Origin of the sequence: Aurantiacibacter flavus (assembly GCF_039710615.1) — a bacterium.
Classification (GTDB): Bacteria; Pseudomonadota; Alphaproteobacteria; order Sphingomonadales; family Sphingomonadaceae; genus Alteraurantiacibacter; species Alteraurantiacibacter flavus.
Window position 1 is genome coordinate 15,302 of sequence record NZ_JBDLBR010000009.1, and the last position, 19,142, is coordinate 34,443.

The 19,142-nt window shown below is 64.2% G+C and carries 2 protein-coding genes; both read right to left on the bottom strand.

Going from position 1 to position 19,142, the window contains the following annotated elements:
- Positions 1–11: 11 nt before the first annotated feature.
- On the bottom strand, positions 12–2,453 hold the full coding sequence (locus ABDJ38_RS16450; protein ID WP_346786226.1) for a tetratricopeptide repeat protein: 2,442 nt from the start codon (positions 2,451–2,453) through the stop codon (positions 12–14).
- Positions 2,450–19,126 carry a hypothetical protein gene (locus tag ABDJ38_RS16455; protein WP_346786227.1) on the bottom strand — a complete coding sequence of 5,559 codons (16,677 nt, stop codon included), beginning with the start codon at positions 19,124–19,126 and terminating at the stop codon, positions 2,450–2,452. Before ABDJ38_RS16455 ends, ABDJ38_RS16450 begins: the two co-directional genes overlap by 4 nt.
- Positions 19,127–19,142 lie beyond the last annotated feature (16 nt).

Here is a 19,142-nt window from a genome sequence, read left to right on the forward strand (position 1 = left end):
GGGAAGGCCCCTTAGCTCCGGCTCTCGACGTGATCGAGCCACATGCGGCGGAGGGCGTCCTCCAGATCGCGGGTGTATTGCTTCACGTCGCTGCCGGGAGCACCGGCCATCAGCTCGCGCAGACCCTTCTTTTCTTCCAGCAAGGCCTTGCGATCACTCGCCAATTCCTTGGCGATGCGCACGAAGTCGCCCTCGTCCTTCGCCACCCATTCGGAGCGTCCGATCGAGGTCAGCAGGCCCGCGCCCATCCGCTGCACGAAGCTGTCTCCAGCCAGCGTAATCAGCGGGGCCCCCATCCACAGCGCCTGGCAGCTCGTGGTGCCGCCGTTGTAGGGGAAGCAATCGAGCGCGATGTCGACATCGCCATATTCGGCCATCATGTCGTCAAGCCCGGAAGGCCCGCGGAACTCCAGCCTGTCAGCACCGATGCCGACCTCGGCGAACATCCCGGCGAAGCGCTGCTTTCCGCCATCGTCCTGAAAACTCGGACCCTTAAGCATCAGCCGGGAATCGGGCACGGCAAGCATGGCCTTCGCCCACAGCGAAACCGTGAACGGCGTGAGCTTGGAAACATTGTTGAACGACCCGAAGGTGAGCGGCCGCGACAGGTGCTTCTTGCCGAAGCGCGGGCTCGGATAATCCTGCTCGGGCGCATAGCAGAACACGAAGTTCGGCAGATGCATCACCCGCTCGCTATAGAGGTCGTGCTTTTCGGGCGGCGAGGTGACCGGATCGCTGATCAGCCAGTCCATGTTGGGCACGCCCGTGGTGGAGGGATAGCCGAGGAAGGTCGCCTGCACCGGCGCCGCACGCCGCGCGAAGACGCTGGCGCGGTGGCGCCCGGTCAGCCCGTTGAGATCGACCAGAACGTCGATCCCGTCGGCCTCGATCAGCTCGGCCAGACGGCGATTGCTGATCGTCGCCACATCGCGCCAATGGTCCACCCGCGAGCGCGCGCGCCGCGTCATCTCGTCGGTCAGCGGGCTGGTGGAATAGACGGTGATCTCGAAGGCATCGTGATCGTGCTGCGCGAACACCGGACGCATGAACAGGCTGACGGGATGTTCGCCGTGCAGGTCCGCCGTGACATAGCCGACCCGCAGCTTGCGCGTGCGCGCCGAAGGCTCGGCCGCACCGGCACCGGGCGAAAGCTCGTTACGGAACGTCTCCACCGGGCGAACGTCTTCGGCGAGCGGGGCGAACAGCTCCTTGTGCAGCTCGCACACCTCGCCCGCGCTCAGCGTCTCGCTGTAAAGCGCAGCCATGGCCGCCGAGCCGCGGAAGGTCGATTCCGGCCCTTCTTCCTCGCCAAGCTGGCGATAGAGATCGAGCGCCAAGTCGACCTCCCCGCGCTTGCCCGCGATCGCCGCCTTGAACACGCGCAGCTCCTTCTCCTTGTCGGAGGTAAGCTCGGCCACGCGGGCGAAGCACTGTTCCGCCTCATCAAGCCATGATCCCTCGATCAGCAGCTTGCCGAGGTTGAAATGCGCCTGCCAGCTATCGGGGTTGGCCTCCACCTTGCGGCGCAGCAGCACATCGGCCTGGGCATGGCGCTTATGCTTCATCAGCACGCCGACAAGGCCGATTTCCTCGTCTTCGCTCAGCGTCTTCTCGCACAGATCGCTGAGCAAACGGTCGCCATCGTCATAGACGCCCATCTGCATCAGCGCATCGCCGAGTTCGATTGCCGCCTTGTGGAATTCGGGCTCCGCCGTCAGCGCGTGGCGGAAGGCTTCCGCCGCCGCCGCCCATTCGCCGCGCTCCGCCCGGCCCAGGCCGATGCGATAGTGCACATCGCTGCCCGTCCCCGCATCGGGGCATTCGAGCGCGCGCAGCCAGGCGACGGTCGCCTCCTCGCGCTGGCCGATCTGTTCGAGCGCGCGGGCGAGGCTCAGATGCGCGCCATAGCGTTCGGTGGCCACTGTTGCGGCCTTGCGATAGCAGGTCAGCGCCTCGTCCAGCGTGCCGTGGTGGCGGCAGACATTGCCTGCCTCCAGCCAGGCGGTGAAGTTTTCGGGATCGGCCCGCAGCACATCGCTGAACCGCTGGCGCGCCTCCTTCCACTCGCCCTGTTTGACGGCGCAGCGCGCGAGCTGGGTCAGCGAGGGAACGACAACCTGGCCCTGCCCCTCCCCCTGATCGTGTTCGAGCGCGCTGGTGAAGGCCTGCGCGGCCTCCACCCATTTTTCCTTGTCGAACAGCGCATTGCCATAGTTGAACCAGATCGCCCCCGGCGCCTCGCCGCCATCGACGGCGCGCCGGTATTGCCGCAGCGCGTCGTCGTCGCGGCCAAGCTGCCTGAGCACCTGGCCATAGTTGCCGCGCAGCACCGGATCTTCCGGTTCCTGCTTCAGCAGGTTCTCATAGAGGCCCGCCGCCACGGTCCAGTCGCCACGCAACTGCGCCTGGACCGCGTCGTTCACCTCGGGTTTCTGTCCTTCGTTCATGATCATGCCGCAATCGTCTGGACGGTGAGTTCGACATTGACGATCAACTGCACCGACGAGTTACCGGAGTGGGTGTAGACCTGATAGGTATCGTCCCCGAAGTCGTAGTCGATACCGCCTGCGGCCCAGTCGCTGCTCAGGTTCACGATATCCCCGGTATCGCCATCAATCAGCAGTTGCTGCTTGTCGTTGGCCCCGATGATATCCTCGAAGATGTTGATGGCGCTTTCGCTGGTGTTGGCGTGCAAGGCCAGCATGTCGCCCAGCTCCAGCGTCAGGCTGTTATCGCCGCTGCCGGTCAGGTCGATCTTCTCGATGCCGGTGATATGGCTGTTGCCGATATCACGCAGGTCGAGCGCCATCCCCGCGCCGTCGAGCGTCAGCGTATCGATGCCGCCGCCGCCGTCGATGCGCGAACCGCTGAGGTCGAGCTTGGCGAGGTTGTCCCCATCGATCACGAGCTGGTCGGCACCGGCACCGCCGTAGAGCACATCCTTGCCCCCGCCGCCGATCAGCACGTCATTGCCGCGCCCGCCGACCAGGGTCTCATCGCCGGTGGTGCCGGTCAGCGTATCGGCGCCACTGGTGCCGAGCTGATCGACCTGGTTGGCGCCGAAGGCCCCATTGGTCGCGCCGAAGAGGACATAGGCCTTGCCCACATCGGAGCCGCCCTGGCCATCGGCATTGGGCGCGCCGACGATCAGATCGGCCAGGCCATCGCCGTTCACATCCCCGGCTGCCGAGACCGAATGGCCAACAAAGTCCAGCGCGGAAGACCCCTCGATCTGGAAGCCCACCGTGTTGCCGGCTTCGCTCAGCGCTGCCAGATCAACCGGCGCACCGTCAGCGCGACCATAGACCACATAGGCCTTGCCTGCGCCACTGCCACCCACGCTATCGGCATATCGGGCGCCGACGATCAGGTCGTCCAAGCCATCGCCGTTGATGTCGCCTGCCGACGATACCGACCAGCCGGCAACGTCTTGTGCAAAGGACCCCTCGATCTGGAAGCCCAGCGTGTTTGCCGAGTCGCTCAGCGCCGAAAGGTTGACCGTTGAACCTTCAGTACGGCCATAGACCACATAGGCCTTGCCCGCGTCTTGGACGCCCGGACCATCGGCATTTTGGGCGCCGACGATCAGATCGTCCAGGCCATCGCCGTTCACATCGCCAGCAGACGATACCGAATAGCCGGCATTGTCACTCGCCTCAGATCCCACGATCTCGAAGCCCAGCGTGTTCCCCGGAACAGTCAGCTCGGTAACATTGATCGAGTTACCACCCGTACGGCCGTAGACCACATAGGCCTTGCCCACGTTTTCGCCGCCCGGACCATCGGCATCGTGTGCGCTGACGATCATATCAGCCAGGCCATCGCCGTTCACATCGCCTGCCGACGATACCGAATAGCTGGTCTGGTCGCCGACAGAGGATCCCTCGATCTGGAAGCCCGCCGTATTCCCGTCAGGGTCAATATTCGAGACAACGACCGTCGCACCATCGGTGCGGCCATAGATGACATAGGCCGCGCCCGGCGTGCCCGCGGTTCCATGGGCGCTGACGATCAGATCGGCCAGGCCATCGCCGTTCACATCGCCTACGGACGATACCGAATTGCCGACATAGCTAAATTCCCCGGTCCCGACGATCTCGAAGCCCAGGCCGTTGCCGGCGTCGGTTACGGCGGAAAGATCAATCGACCCGCCACTGGTGCGGCCATAAACCACATAGGCCTTGCCCGCAAAGTCCTGGCCGTAAGCATTATTGCCAGTGGCGCCGACGATCATATCGGCCAGGCCATCGCCGTTGACGTCGCCTGCGGACGATACCGACCAGCCGGCATTGTCACTCGCCTCAGATCCCACGATCTCGAAGCCCAGCGTATTGCCGGCCACGCTCAGCGCGGAAAGATTGATCGGCGTATCGCCAGTGTGGCCATAGACCACATAGGCCTTGCCCGAATTGGTGCGGCCAGGACCATCGGCATTTTGAGCGCCGACGATCAGGTCGTCCAGGCCATCGCCGTTGACGTCGCCTGCGGACGATACCGAATAGCCGGCATTGTCACCCGCGGAAGATCCCTCGATCTGGAAGCCCAGCCCTCTGCCGGCCACGCTCATATTGGAAAGATCGATAACCGCATCCGTGGTGACGTCCACCGTGATCTCGGTGTTCACCAGCAGCTGCATGTCCGAATTGCGCGCGTTGTACACCGCGTAGTACTTGGTGCCGTTGCGCTCGATGGTGTTCGATTCGGTCCAGCCCGCCCCGGTAAGGTCGAGCGAGTCGCCGGCGTTGCCTTCGATCAGCAACTGCTGCTTGCCGTTGGCACCGGTCAGGTTCTGGAACACATTGAACGAGCTCTCGCCGGTCAGATCGTGCAACTCGCGGAAGTTGCCCAGGCTCAGGATCAGCTTGTTATCGCCGCTGCCGGTGATGTCGATCTTCTCGATCCCGGTCATATGGCCCTTGCCCTCGCCCGCGAGGTCGAGCGTGATGCCCGCCCCGTCAAGCGCAAGCGTATCCAGCCCGGTGCCGCCTTTGATCCGTGCGCCGCTGGCGCCGAAATTGGCGACGTTGTCGGCGTTCAGCACGAACCGGTCATCCCCGGCACCGCCGTAGAGCACATCCTTGCCCCCGCCGCCGATCAGCACGTCATTGCCGCGCCCGCCGACCAGGCTGTCATCGCCAGAACTGCCCGTCATCGTATCGGCGCCGCTGGTGCCGAGCTGATCGACCTGGCTGGCGCTGAACACGCCGCTGGTCGAACCGTAGAGGACATAGGTCTTGCCGGTCCCGGTGACACCTCCGCTAGCGGACTGGAACGAGCCGATGATCAGGTCGTCGAGGCCATCGCCGTTGATGTCGCCTGCGGACGATACCGAAGTGCCGGTATTGTCACCCGCAGAAGATCCCGCGATCTCGAAGCCCAAGGTGTTGCCGGCCACGCTCAGATCGGAAATATCGATCTGCGCACCATCGGTGCGGCCATAGACCACATAGGTCTTGCCCGTGTCATTGCCGCCGTCAACGTCGGCATTGCGCACGCCGATGATCAGGTCGTCGAGGCCATCGCCGTTGATATCCCCGGCAGACGAGACGGAAGAACCGGCATTGTCGCCCACGGAAGATCCCACGATCTGGAAGCCCAGCGTGTTTGCCGTGTCGCTCAGCGCGGCAAGATCGACCGCCGAACCGTTGGTGCGGCCATAGATCACATAGGCCTTGCCCACGCCTTCACCGGCCGCGCCATCGGCACCAACCGCGCCGACGACCATATCGGCCAGTCCATCGCCGTTGACGTCGCCTGCGGACGATACCCAATAGCCGAGGTTGTCACTCGCCGCAGATCCCACGATCTCGAAGCCAAGTGTGTTGTTGGCTGCATTCAGATCGGAAATATCGATCGAGAGGCCACCCGTACGGCCATAGACCACATAGGCCTTGCCCACGTTTTCGCCGCCCGGACCATCGGCATTCTGCACACCAATGATCATATCGCCCAGGCCATCGCCGTTCACATCGCCGAGTGACGATACCGAAAGACCGGTGGAGTCACCCACCGCAGATCCCACGATCTCGAAGCCCAGGGTGTTGCCCGAAGCAGCCAGATCGGAGACATTGACCGGCGCACCGCCCGTGCGGCCATAGACCACATAGGCCTTGCCCACCTGGCCGTTGTTGTCAGGCGCACCGATGATCAGATCGGCCAGGCCATCGCCGTTGACGTCGCCTGCGGACGATACCGAGTAACTGATCCCATCGTTGCCAGAGGTTCCCAAAATCTGGAAGCCCAGCGTGTTGTTGGCAGCGGTTACGTTGGAGATGTGCACCGGACCACCGACCGAACGGCCATAGATCACATAGGCCGCGCCCGATTTGACTTCGTCAACACCAGCGACATCGCGCGCGCTAACAATGACATCGGCCAGGCCATCGCCGTTCACATCCCCGGCAGCCGAGACCGAATAGCCGGCAAGGATATCCGCTCCAGTGCCCACGATCTCGAAGCCCTGAGTGTTGTCCTGCACGGTCAGCGCGGCAAGATCGACCTGCTTACCATCGGTGCGGCCATAGACCACGTAGGCCTTGCCCGCCCAGTCGGCGAGGAAGGCCTCGGCGCTAGGTGCCCCAATGATCATATCCTCCAGGCCATCGCCGTTGACGTCGCCTGCGGACGATACCGAATAGCCGGTGTTGTCATCGGCAAAGGATCCCACGATCTGGAAGCCCATCGTGTTCTGCCCATCGCTCAGCGCGCGAACATCGAAGACCGAATCCGGCGTGTAGTTCACCGTCACATCGCTATCGACCAGCACCTGCACCGCAGAGCGGATCGAATTGTACATCACATAGTCGTTGGTGCCGATGCGAACGGTTCCGCTCGTGAGCGTCCAGCCCGCGCCATCCAGGTTCAGGGTGTCTCCGGCATTGCCATCGACCATCACCTGCTGGCGGCCCATCTTGCCGACCTGCGCCTCGAACTTGTCGAACCCGCTTTCGCCGGTGCCCGCGTGCAGTGCCAGGATGTTGCCGAGGTTCAGCGTCAGGCTGTTGTCGCCGGTGCCGGTCAGATCGATCCGTTCGATACCCTGGATGATGGTGTTGCCGAAGTCGCCGAAGTCGAGCGAGAGCCCCGCACCATCGATCGCCAGCGTATCCACGCCGCTGCCGCCGTCGACCCGGTTGCCCGCAGCGCCGAGATTGGCGAAGTTGTCGGCGTTCAGCACGATCCGGTCATTGCCCGCACCGCCATAGAGAACGTCGATGCCGCCGCCGCCGATCAGCTGATCGTTGCCGGCCCCGCCAACCAGCGTCTCATCGTCGAGCGTGCCGGTCAGCACATCCGCATTGGCCGTGCCGAGCTGATCCACCTGGCTGGCGCTGAACGCGCCATTGGTGGTGCCGAACAGGACATAGGCCTTGCCCATATTCGAAGAAGTGCCATCGGCATTTGGGGCGCCGACGAGCAGATCGGCCAGGCCATCGCCGTTCACATCGCCTGCCGCCGATACCGAAGCGCCCGTATAGTCGTTGCCGCTCGATCCCAGGACGGCAAAGCCATCCGAATTGCCGGGCGCGGTCAGCGCGCTCAGCTCCACCGGAGCGCCGCCCTTGCGGCCATAGACGACATAGGCGCTCCCGGCATCCACCGCACCGTTGTCACCGTTGCGCATCCCGACGAGCAGATCGGCCAGGCCATCGCCGTTGATATCCCCGGCAGACGATACCGAAAAGCCTGCTTGACCATTATCTTCGAAGCCGTTGATGACAAAGCCCAGCGTATTGCCGGCTGCGTTCAGCTCCGCGACATTCACCTGCCCGGCATTGGTGCGGCCATAGACTACATAGGCCTTGCCGATATTGGCGGTGCCCGAACTACCGGCGTCGGGAACGCCGATAATCAGGTCGCCCAGGCCATCACCGTTGACGTCCCCGGCGGACGATACCGAATGGCCAAGACCATCATTGTCACTGGATCCGACGATCTCGAAGCCCAGCGTGCTGTCTTGCGCGCCAACTGCCGAAAGCTCGATCGCCTCCCCGCCGGTGCGGCCATAGATAACGTAAGCCTTGCCGACATTGTTTCCATTGGTGTCATCGTAACGAGCGCCGACAACCATATCGGCCAGCCCATCACCGTTCAGATCGCCCGCGTAGGATACGGAATGGCCCACAAGCTGGTCGCCGCCATCGGTGCTGGCCAGAATCTTGAAGCCGAGCGCGTTGCCCGAAGCGTCCAGATCCCTGACGTTCACCGGCAACCCGCTGGTGCGCCCGTAAACCACATAGGCCTGACCCTTGTTGCTGCCGACACTATCGTCAGAGGATGCGCCGACAATAAGGTCGGCCAGGCCATCGCCGTTCACATCGCCTGCCGCCGATACGGATGCTCCCGTCCGGTCAGCATTGCTGCAACCAGAGATCTCGAAGCCCAGCGTGTTGCCTGCCTGAGACAGGCCGCCAACACTGATCGTGCCGCCTTCGGTGCGCCCGTAGACAACGAAGGCCTTGCCCGGCTTATCAAAGTTGCCAGTCGCACCGACGATAAGATCCATCAGCCCATCGCCGTTGACGTCACCCGCCGAGGATACCGAGATGCCGACATAATCGCTGGCCGCCGTTCCGGCGATCTGGAAGCCCAGCGTGTTGCCCGCTGCCGACAGTGCAGACAGGTCCAGCGATAGCCCGCTGTCAGTCTGGCCGAACACGACATAGGCCTTGCCGACCTGACCGTTGGCAAGATACGCGCCGATGATGAGATCATCCAGCCCGTCACCGTTGACATCGCCTGCCGACGATACCGAATGGCCTGCCGTATCGTCCGCCGACGATCCGACAACCTGGAAGCCCACGGTGTTCTCTGCATTGGAAAGAGCGGCAAGGTCGACGGTGTTGGTCACCGAGTAGGTTTCGTTGCTGGCCGCCGAAAGGTTACCCGCCGCGTCCAGCGTATAGAGCCTGTAAGTGCCACTCATCAGGCCTGCCAGAGACAGCGTGGTGCTGCTGTCCGCAGTCACATCGACACTGTTCCAGAATTGCGTGTCGAGCGAGGTGATGTCGGAAATCTGGGTGATCGTGCCGGCCTCCGTCACATTCACGAGATAGGCCGTGCCTGCCTCGCTGCTCTGCACCGTGGCCTCATTGGTGTTCGCCCCGTTGCCCGCCGTCAGCGTGGCGAGCGGAGCCGTCGCGTCGAGCGTGAAGGTCTGCGTACCGGCCGCCGAAACGTTGCCCGCATCGTCGGTGGCGGTGACGCTGGCCGTCACCGCGCCGTTGCCGATCGTGGCCAGTTCAGCCTCGGTCAGCGTAATGGCGTGGGTGGAGCCATCGCTCTCGAAGGTCTTGGTGATGGACTTGTTGGTGCCCGTGAAGACCACCGAAACCGTGGTGCCATTTTCCGCCGTCACCTGCACGACGCCTGCCGCATCGACCGCTTCCGCACGCGATACCGCGCCGTCCACCTGCGGCCCCATGACGACCGCAGGCGCATCGGGCGCTGTCGCGTCGAGCGTAAAGGCCAACTGGCCGCTCGCCGCGGTGTTGCCTGCCACATCTTCCGCTTCGGCGGCGACGACGACCTCGCCCTCGCCCAGCGTCGTGAGATCCGCGCTGGTCAGCTGCACTGCGAGTGCAGAGCCCGTGCCCGTGACATCCTTGGTCACCGTGCCCAGGGTGCCGATGAAGACGACCTTCACCGTGGCCCCGTCCTCCGCCGTGACAAGCACCGCGCCATTCGCCGATGTCGCATCGTCAGCCGACATCACATTGTCGATGCCTGCCGGGAAGCTCAGCGGCTCCAGCGTTGGAGCTTGCCGGTCGAGCGTGAACTCGGCCGCATCGCCCACTGCCGAAACGTTGCCCGCCGGGTCTTTCGCCACGGCAGTGATCGACACCGTCCCGTCACCGAGCTGGGCCAGATTGCCCGAGGAGAGCGTGATCGCCTGCGCGCTGCCGGTGGCAATCAGCGTCTTGGTGATGGTCTCCGAGCCCTGCTTGATCGTGACGGTGATCGTGCTGCCGGCTTCCGCCGTGACAGTGGCGACACCGCCCACATCCATGGCGCCATCCGCCGACTTGATCGCCGAACCGGTGATCGCGAGCGTCGGCTTGGTCGGCGCAACCAGATCGAGCACAAACGAGGTCGCGGTCGGATCAGACTTGTTGCCGGCGCCGTCAGTCACATAGGACGACACCGAAATGGTGCCGCTGCCCAGTGTGCTGGCTTCCACCGCCGTGAGCGAAACGTTCTCCTGGCTGCCGGTGCCGGTAAGATTCTTGGTAACCGTGTTCGCCCCTTTGGTGAACACGACCGTAACTTCCGCGCCTGCCTCTGCCGTCAGCCCTACCACACCGGTGGCCGAGGTCGCCTCTGCCGTGGTGGCGCCATTGGCGATACCGCTGCTAAGCACGAGGTTGGGCGAACCGGGAGGCGTGACGTCGAGCACGAAGCTATCGCTGGTCTCGGCCGAGGTGTTGCCGGCTTCGTCGCTGGTGGTTGCCACCACGGTGATGGTGCCATCGCCCAGGATCTGAAGATCGCCTTCGGTCAGCGTCACCGCCTGCGCGGTCCCATCGGCCTCAAGCTGCTTGAGGACGCTGTTCGAGCCGTTGATGAAGACCACCGAGACGGTGGACCCCGATTCGGCCGTAACCGTGACGGCACCCGAGGCAGACGTGGCTTCGGTAGCCGACGCCACATCGGCCACATCCGTGGCCACCGCAAGATCCGGCGCGGCGGGCGCCACGCGATCGAGCGTGAACTCAACCGCCTCGGACACGGTGGAACCGTTGCCCGCAACGTCGGTCGCACTGGCGGTGATCACCACCTTGCCCTCGCCCAAAGTGGCGAGTTCGGTGGCGCTGAGAGAGATCGTCTGCGCCGATCCGGTAGCGACCAGCGTTTTCACGATCTGCTGGCTGCCCTGGGCGATGGTCACCTTGATGGTGGAGCCAGCTTCGCCCGTGACCGAGACGACACCCGCCGCATCTGTCGCGGCCTCCTGCGCCTTCACGCCGTCGCCGAGCAGGGTGAGAACCGGAACGGTCGGCGCGGTCATGTCGAGAGTGAAGCTGTTGGTCGCCGCAGGCGAAACGTTGCCGACCTGATCGCGCGTCACTGCCGAAACAGAGATCACACCATCGTCAAGCTCGGCAAGATCGCTGGCAGTCAGGGTCACCGCCTGAGCATTGCCGGTCGAGGTAACGGTCTTGGTGACGCTGTTGGCACCGTTGGTGAAGGTCACCACAATGGTGCCACCGGCTTCGCCCTTCACGCTCACCGCGCCGGTTGCTGCCGATGCTTCAGCCCGCGTGGCGCCATTGGCGATTCCTGCGCCAAGCGTCACCAGCGGGGCAGGCGGCGGCGAATTGTCGAGCAAGAAGCTCGTGGTTTCAGGGTCCGACGTGTTGCCTGCCGCATCCTTCGCCTGCGCGCTGACCGAAATCGTGCCATCGCCAAGCGTGACGAGATCCGCCGACGTCAGCCTGATAGCCTGGCTGCCGCCGGTGGCGGTCACCGTCTTGGAGACGCTCTTCGAGCCATTGGTGAAGGTAACGGTCGCGGTCGAGCCGACCTCGGCGGTCAGCAGGACGACACCGGTAGCGGCCGTCGCTTCGGGGCCGGAGGCGATATCGTCCACACCGGTGCCCAGTTGCAGGGTCGGCGCGGCGGGCGGGGTGTCGTCGATTGTGAAGGTGCTGGTCACCGTGGAAGAAATGTTCCCGACATCGTCCTGCACGACCACGGAGACCGTGACATCGCCCTCACCCAGCGCCGTGACATCCGTCGCAGACAGGGCAACCGCCTGGCCAACCCCGGTGCCGGTGATTTCCTTGGTCACGCTTCCCGCGTTGGTTTCGAACTTGATTGTCGCGGTCGCGCCGACTTCGGCAACGACCCTGACGACGCCGCCGACGCTCTCGGCCTGGTCCGACGTCTTGTCTGCGGAGCCGACCACGCTCACCGTGGGTGCGACGGGCGCCTCGATGTCCAGCTCGAAGCTGTTGCTGACCTCGGAGCTTTCGTTGCCGACACTATCGGTGGCCACGACGGAAACCAGCACGGTGCCATTGCCAAGCAAGGCGATCTCGGACTCGGTGAGGACCACGGCCTGTTCACTGCCGTTGGCCACCAGAACCTTGGCAACGCTGTTCGATCCGTTCACGAATGTGACGGTGACCGTGCTGCCCACGTCGGCGGTCACCGTGGCGAGGCCGGATTCGGTGCTGGCTTCGTCCATCGAGGCACCGTCGAGCACATTGGCCTTGAGTGCCAGAACCGGGGCATCGGGCGCCGTACGATCCAGCGTGAACTGTGCCGTACTGCTCGACACCGCGACATTGCCTGCGGTGTCACGCGAGGATGCCTCCACGAGCACTCCGCCGTCCCCAAGGGTAGCGAGATCGCTGAGCGACAGAGAGATCGCCTGCGGGTTGCCGTTCCCGACCACGGACTTGGTGATAGTGCCACTGGTGCCGGTGAACTTCACGGTCACGGCAGTCCCGGTTTCGGCGGTTACATGAACGGCCCCCTCAGCACTTGCCGCCGTTGTGGCGGATTTCTCGTCCTGGCCGATCAAAGCAAGAGTCGGGCTCGGCGGAGGCGTCATGTCGAGCACGAAGGTCGTCGTCGTGGCGCCCGATTCATTGCCGACTCCGTCGCGCGCAACGGCGGAAACAGTGATGGTTCCATCGCCCAGCGCCGCGAGATTGGATGCTGACAGGACGACTGCCTGCGCAGACCCCGTGCCGACAAGCGTTTTGACGATCTTGTTGGAGCCGTTGCTGAAGGTGACAGTGACCTGCGCCTCGTTCTCTGCAACCACCGACACAGCGCCCGTCGCGGCCTTGGCTTCGGCCAGCGTCGCTCCGTCGGACACGCCGGCAGCAAGCGTGAGAGCCGGTGCCGAAGGAGGCGAACTGTCGAGCGTAAAGTTGATCGCAGAAGAAACGTCGGACTGGTTGCCAGCGGCATCCTTGGCGGTTGCCGTCACCGAGATGTTGCTATCGCCCAGCGTGGCCAGATCGCCAGCGGTCAGCACGACCGCCTGCGGCGTCCCCTGCCCCACGACCGTCTTGGTGATCTCGTCGGTGCCGTTCGAGAAGGTCACGGTAACAACCGAACCGATCTCGGCGCCCACTGTTGCCACACCTGTGGCAGACGTCGCCTCGGCGATCGAGACAACCCCCTCGACGCCTGTCCCGAGCTGCAACGTCGGAGCATTCGGCGCCACGTCATCGATGGTGAGGTTCAGGTTCTGCGACTGCGACGCGTTCCCGACAGCGTCGACCGCGGTAGCGCCGACTGCGATCACCCCATTGCCCAGCTGTGTCACCTCGGCCTCAGTGAGGATGATCGTCTGGGCAGAGCCGGTTGCCGTCACCGCCCTTGTGACGGTCTCCACGCCGTTGCTGAAGTTCAGGGTGACAACGGAGCCTGCTTCGGCTGTGAATTCGAGGATGCCGCCTGCATCTGCGGCCTGCTCAGAAGTCTTCGCCTGCGATCCCAGCAGCGTCAGCACCGGAGCCGAGGGGGCCTGCATGTCGAGCGCAAAGCTCTGCGTAACCTCGCTCGAAGCGTTGCCCGCATTATCGCGGGCGACGGCGGCAACGGTAATGGTGCCGCTGCCCAGCGTTGCAAGATCGGTCTGCGAGAGAACCACCGCCTGCTGGCCGCCATTGGCCGTGACCTGTTTGGTCACAGTGCGGGTGCCATTGGCGAACGTCACCTCGATGGCAGTGCCAACTGGCGATGTCACATAGGCGACCCCGCCCTGCGACGACGCTTCAGCAGCGGATGCGCCATCTGCAATGCCCAGGCCAAGCGACAGCGTCGGCTCGGCGGGAGGGGCGCGATCCAGCACGAACTGGAGCGGATCGGTGGCAGCCGAGACGTTTCCGGCCGTGTCCTTGGCGGTGGCGCTGACAACGATGGAGCCATCGCCAAGCTCGTCGAGATCCGCTGCTGTCAACACCACTGATTGCGTGGTGCCTGTGCCGACAAGTTCCCTGACAATGGAGCCCCCGATGCCGGTCAGCGTCACGACAATGCTGGAGCCACCCTCCGCATTCACCTTGACCACGCCGGTTTCCGCGGTGGCCTCTTCCGCCGTAGCGCCGCCGCTGATGCCACTGGCCAGCCAGACCGAAGGCACGGCCGGAGCCTGCCGGTCGAGATCGAAGCTTGCGGTTGCAGGGTCCGATGCGTTGCCGCTCTCGTCGCGCGCCACGACGCTGACGCCCACGCTGCCGTCGCCCAGGGTCGCCTGCTCGGCGGCATTCAGCGATACGAGGATCGGCGTGCCATCGCTGACGTATTCCTTGGTGAATGTGCCCAGCGAGCCAGCGAATGTGACAGACAAGGTCGCGCCACTCTCGCCATCAAGCGTGATCAGTCCGGTTCCGGCGGAAGCCTCCAGCGCCGTCACACCGTCTGCAGCACCTTCGGCCAGAGTCAGTTCGGGAATGGCGGGCGGCGTTGCATCGAGATCGAAGCTCAGCGTCTTCAGGCCGGATGAGTTACCCGACTTGTCCTTCACCGATGCCGAGACGGTGACGGGGCCATCGCCCAATTCCGCCACCTGCGCTTCGCTCAGCGTCACAGTCTGGGCCGCGCCGGTGCCCGTCAGGTCGAGCTTGATAACCGCGCCGGAATAGCCGTTCATCGTAACGGTAACCGCCGCGCCAGTTTCGGCGCTGACCGAAATGACGCCGTCTCCTGCCGTCGCCTCGGTGAGGTTCTTCGAGGTGGTGCCGATCAGCGACAGGCCAACCACAGGGGCCGTCGTATCCAGCGCAAAGCTTACGTCCGAAGTCGCCGACTGGTTGCCTGCGGCATCCTTTGCCGAAGCGGTAACGGCGATCGTACCATCGCCAAGCCGGGCCAGGTCGCCCGCATTCAGCTTCACCGCCTGCGAAGCGCCATTGGCTTCGATCGCTTTGACAACCTCATTCCCGCCGTTGGAGAAGGTGAGCGTCACAATCGAGCCCGTATCGGCCTTGATGAAGACCGCGCCCGCACCGGCTTCTGCGGCAGTGGCACCGTCGCCCGCCTCGCTGACACCCTGGCCAAGCGTCAGGACGGGAGCGTCAGGAGCGACCGCGTCGAGCACGAATTCCGCCGTGGCCACGATGGAGGCGTTGCCCGCAGCATCCATCGTCACCGCAGTTATTTCGACAGGTCCGTCGCCGAGTGTAAGCAGGTCCGCCTCGGTAAGCGTGATCGAATCCGCACCTCCGGTCGCTGTTTCGACGACCTTGGCAACGGAACCGCCGACGCCGCTGAAGACCACCCGCACACCCAGGCCGGCCTGAGCGGTAACGGTCAGAACGCCATCGACTGACAGCGCATCGGCCTCCGACTTGTTCTGGCCGCCGAGCAGCTGCACGACCGGCGCTTCGGGCGGCTCGACCTGGAGGGTGAAGCTCCCGCTTCCAGCCTCCGATGCATTGCCCGCCGCATCGGTTGCGATCGCGGTCACCGCTACGGCCCCGTCGCCAAGCTGCGCCAGTTCCGCACTGGTCAGAATGACGGCCTTGGCGGTCCCGATGCCGGTGATCGTTTTCTCAACCGCCGATCCCTCTCCGGTGGTGCCGACGAACTTCACCACGACGGTTGACCCCGCCTCGGCGCTGACGCGCACGACACCGCCCGAGGAGGCACCTTCGCTCAGCGTCGCACCATCGGCCACGCCAGCACCGGGCAGAACCACCGGCGCATCCGGCGCCGTCTCATCGAGAGTGAGGCTCATCATCGAGGCTGCGGAATAGGTGCCGCTCTGCGCATTATACTGGCGCACGGCAACCAGATTGGCGCCTTCGACAGCGGCCGGATCGGACGTCCAGGTCTCGCCGCCATCCGAACTGTACTGGACCTCGTTGCCCGCCGACAGGCCTTCGATATTGAGGCGGCTGTCCGATGTCAGGTGGTCCGTATCCGAGGCGCCGGTATCATTTTCGAGCGCCAGGCCCAGCGAAGGCTGGTCGATCGATTCGTCGAGCGTGAACTCCTCCAGCACCGGATCGGATGCATTGCCGGCCTTGTCGACCTGGCGCACGGACACGGTATTCAGGCCCGATGTGGCAACAAAGGTATTGCTCCACGTCGCCCCGCCATCGACGCTGAATTCGATCGAAGCATCGGCCTCCTGCCCAGTGATACTCAGCAGCCCGGTATAGGGATTGCCTTCCACTTCGAGCGTAGCTGGCGCGGCGGTGTCGATCGTGAAGCTGAGCACGGCCTTCACCGAGGAATTGCCTGCGGCATCGCGCGTCATGGCCTCCACCGAGACGGTCCCGTCGCCGAGCGTCGCCAGTTCGGCATCGGTCAGCGTGACGGCGATAGGCTCGCCCGTGCCCGCGATGGTCTTGGTGACAACGCCATCCGCGCCCTGGAAGAGCACCTTCGCCGTAGCGCCGGCCTCGGCCGTGACGAGGATCACGCCTTCGGCGGCGGTCACTTCCGCAGCGGTCTTCTGGGAGTCTCCGACAAGGTCGATGACCGGGTCGCCCGGCGCATTGCCGTCGAGCGTGAAGGACAAGGACTCAAGGGCAGAGCTGTTGCCGGCCACGTCGGTGGCCGTTGCCGTGACGCTGATCTCTCCATCGCCAAGCAGGGCGATGTCCTCCGCAGACAGCACGATGGCCTGTGCAGTGCCGATGCCCTGCACCGTCTTCGTGACCGAAGCGACCCCGCTCGAGAAGGTGACCTGCACCTCTGTGCCGTTCTGCGCGGTCACTTGCACCGCGCCGCCCGAGTGAATTGCCTCGGCATGGGTCGCGCCGCCTTCCACGCCGGTTCCCAGCGTGAGCGTGGGCAGCTCCGGCCCCTCGCTATCGAGCGTGAACGTCAGCGCGGTTACAGGCGAGATTTCGCTGCCCTCGACCTGCCTGACAAGCACCTGGTTCAGCCCTTCGACCGCCGTGAACGACTGCGTCCAGGTCGCCCCCTGATCGGTGCTGTACTGGATCACGGCATTGGGGGTTTTGCCCACAACGTTGATCTGACCATTGTTGGTGATGCCGTCACCGGCGCTCTGGCCGGTGTCTTGCACCAGAGAGATTTCCAGGCTCGGGAGGCTGGCGGTGAGATCGAACTCCAGCGTCTGCGAGTCCGAGGCATTGCCGGCGGCATCGACCTCGCGCACCAGGATGACATTGGAGCCGTCCTTCGGAGAATAGCTGGTGCTCCAGCTATCGCCGCCATCCATGCTGTATTCGATGGTCGAACCGGCCTCTTCCCCGGTCGTGGTGATGACCCCGGACAGCGCGTCAACAGTGGCCGCCATGCCCGTGGGCGCAACGGTATCGATGGTGAAGGAGGTGGTCGCAGTGCCGGATTCGTTGCCGGCGGCATCCGTGGTCATCACCGAAACCGAGACCTCTCCGTCGCCGAGCGTAGCCAGGTCGGCCTCGCTCAGGACCAGCGGTTGCGAGCTTCCATCGGCGTTCAGCGTAATCTCCACGCTGCCATTCGCAGAGCTGAGGACGGCAACAACGCTGGATCCGGCCTCGGCCACCACGTGGACGATGCCATCCACCGAGGTCGCCTCTGCCGCAGTTGCTCCCCCGGCCACGCCATTGGAAAGCGAAAGAACGGGCGCGCCCGGCGCGAGCGTATCGATGGTGAAGTCCGCTTCAGCCGGCGGCGACTGGTTGCCGCTGGCATCGGTCACCACACTGGTCACATGCACCGGCCCATCGCCCAGCTCCGCGAGTTCTGCGGCAGTCAGAGCGAGCGTCTGCGCCGTTCCGGTGGCCTCGATGATGCGGATGACGACGCCGGAGCTGCCTTCGAACCGCACTTCGGCGGTGGCGCCCTGTTCGGCGACGAGCGAGAGAACGCCGTCAGCCGAAAGCACGGCATCTTCATTCTTGATGGCATCGCCGACCAGGGTCAGCTGGGCGGCATCCGGCACGCCGGAATCGACACGGATTCCGGGCGCAGTTATCTCCCCATGCGCGAAATCGACCTCCTGGCCCTTATCGCCGGTGAAATCATCGGTCGTGGCCGTGCCCAGCGCAAGGCTGTCGGGCTTGAGCGAAATGCCGTCCGCATCCAGCAGGTCTGCGGGAATCTGCGAGCCGGTGAAGACGAGCCCTTTGACGCCGAGCGCCGTCTCGGCCGTGCCCGTGGCAGTGAGCACGAACTCCTGCCCGCCGACCAGCGCGGTCACGGTGAGCGTCTTGCCTTCGGCCAGCACGACTTTCTGATTGAAATCCAGCGTGAAGGACAGCGTATCGCCTTCGTGCAGCCACACGGTTTCCGCCGGGCTCCTGATGGCCTGCACGGTTACAGTGACGCCCGGTGTCACGGTTTCGGGATCGTAGCTGGGCAGCGTATCGAACGCGACCTCAGGATCGGCGCGCAGTGCATCGCCCGCTTCCTGCGAAAGCACCGCGCCATCCGCGAACACCAGCTGATCGTTGCGCGAGCGGCTTCCGGACGCGACCATCACACGTTCGGTTTCGCCATCGACCTCGCGGGTCAGGATGATGGTGCCGGCGGAAAACTCCTTCTCGTAATCGGACCACTTGCCGCGAAAATAGACGATGTCGGTCCCGCCGCCGAGGCCCGTGGCATCGACCTGGGTTCCGTCTGCGACATAGACGATATCTACGCCGGAATTGCCCAGCACCTGAAACGTGACACCAGGCTTGGTAAGCGCAATGGTTTCCCCTTCGGGATCGAAGACCGCCACCTTCATCGCAGCGGAAATATCTGCGTCGGGCGCGGCGGCGCCGGTCGGGTTTTGTGACGTTTCCCCGGATGGCACGGGGGCCGACGTGCCGCCCGCAACGTGATTGAACACCTCATTCGCCGCCACCGTGCCATCCGAGAAGATGAACTGGTCGGCCCCGCGACTGGAACTGGCGCCAGCCAGGTTGACCGTCTCGACCTTGCCAGCGACTTCGCGCGTAAGGGTCAGGGTAGATGCGCTGGTGCTCAGGCTGTAGTCGGAGAATTTGCCCTCCAGATATATTCGGTCGGCCCCCGATCCCGTGGCGAGCGAATACGTCGCCCCCGGCCTCACAAACAGCGCATCTACATAAGATGTTCCGAGGTACTGAATCTCCTGACCTTGCAGCGAAAGAGTACCGTAAGCGAGTTCAAAATCGATGAAGCCCTTATCGTCTCCGTCGACATCGAGAACCAGATACTTTGATGTAATAGCCATGATAAGACCTCAGAAA

Bases quoted from the DNA above. Each gene is read 5' to 3' on its own strand.
- ABDJ38_RS16455 (WP_346786227.1), bottom strand. From the start codon at position 19,126: ATGGCTATTACATCAAAGTATCTGGTTCTCGATGTCGACGGAGACGAT.
- ABDJ38_RS16450 (WP_346786226.1), bottom strand. From the start codon at position 2,453: ATGATCATGAACGAAGGACAGAAACCCGAGGTGAACGACGCGGTCCAG.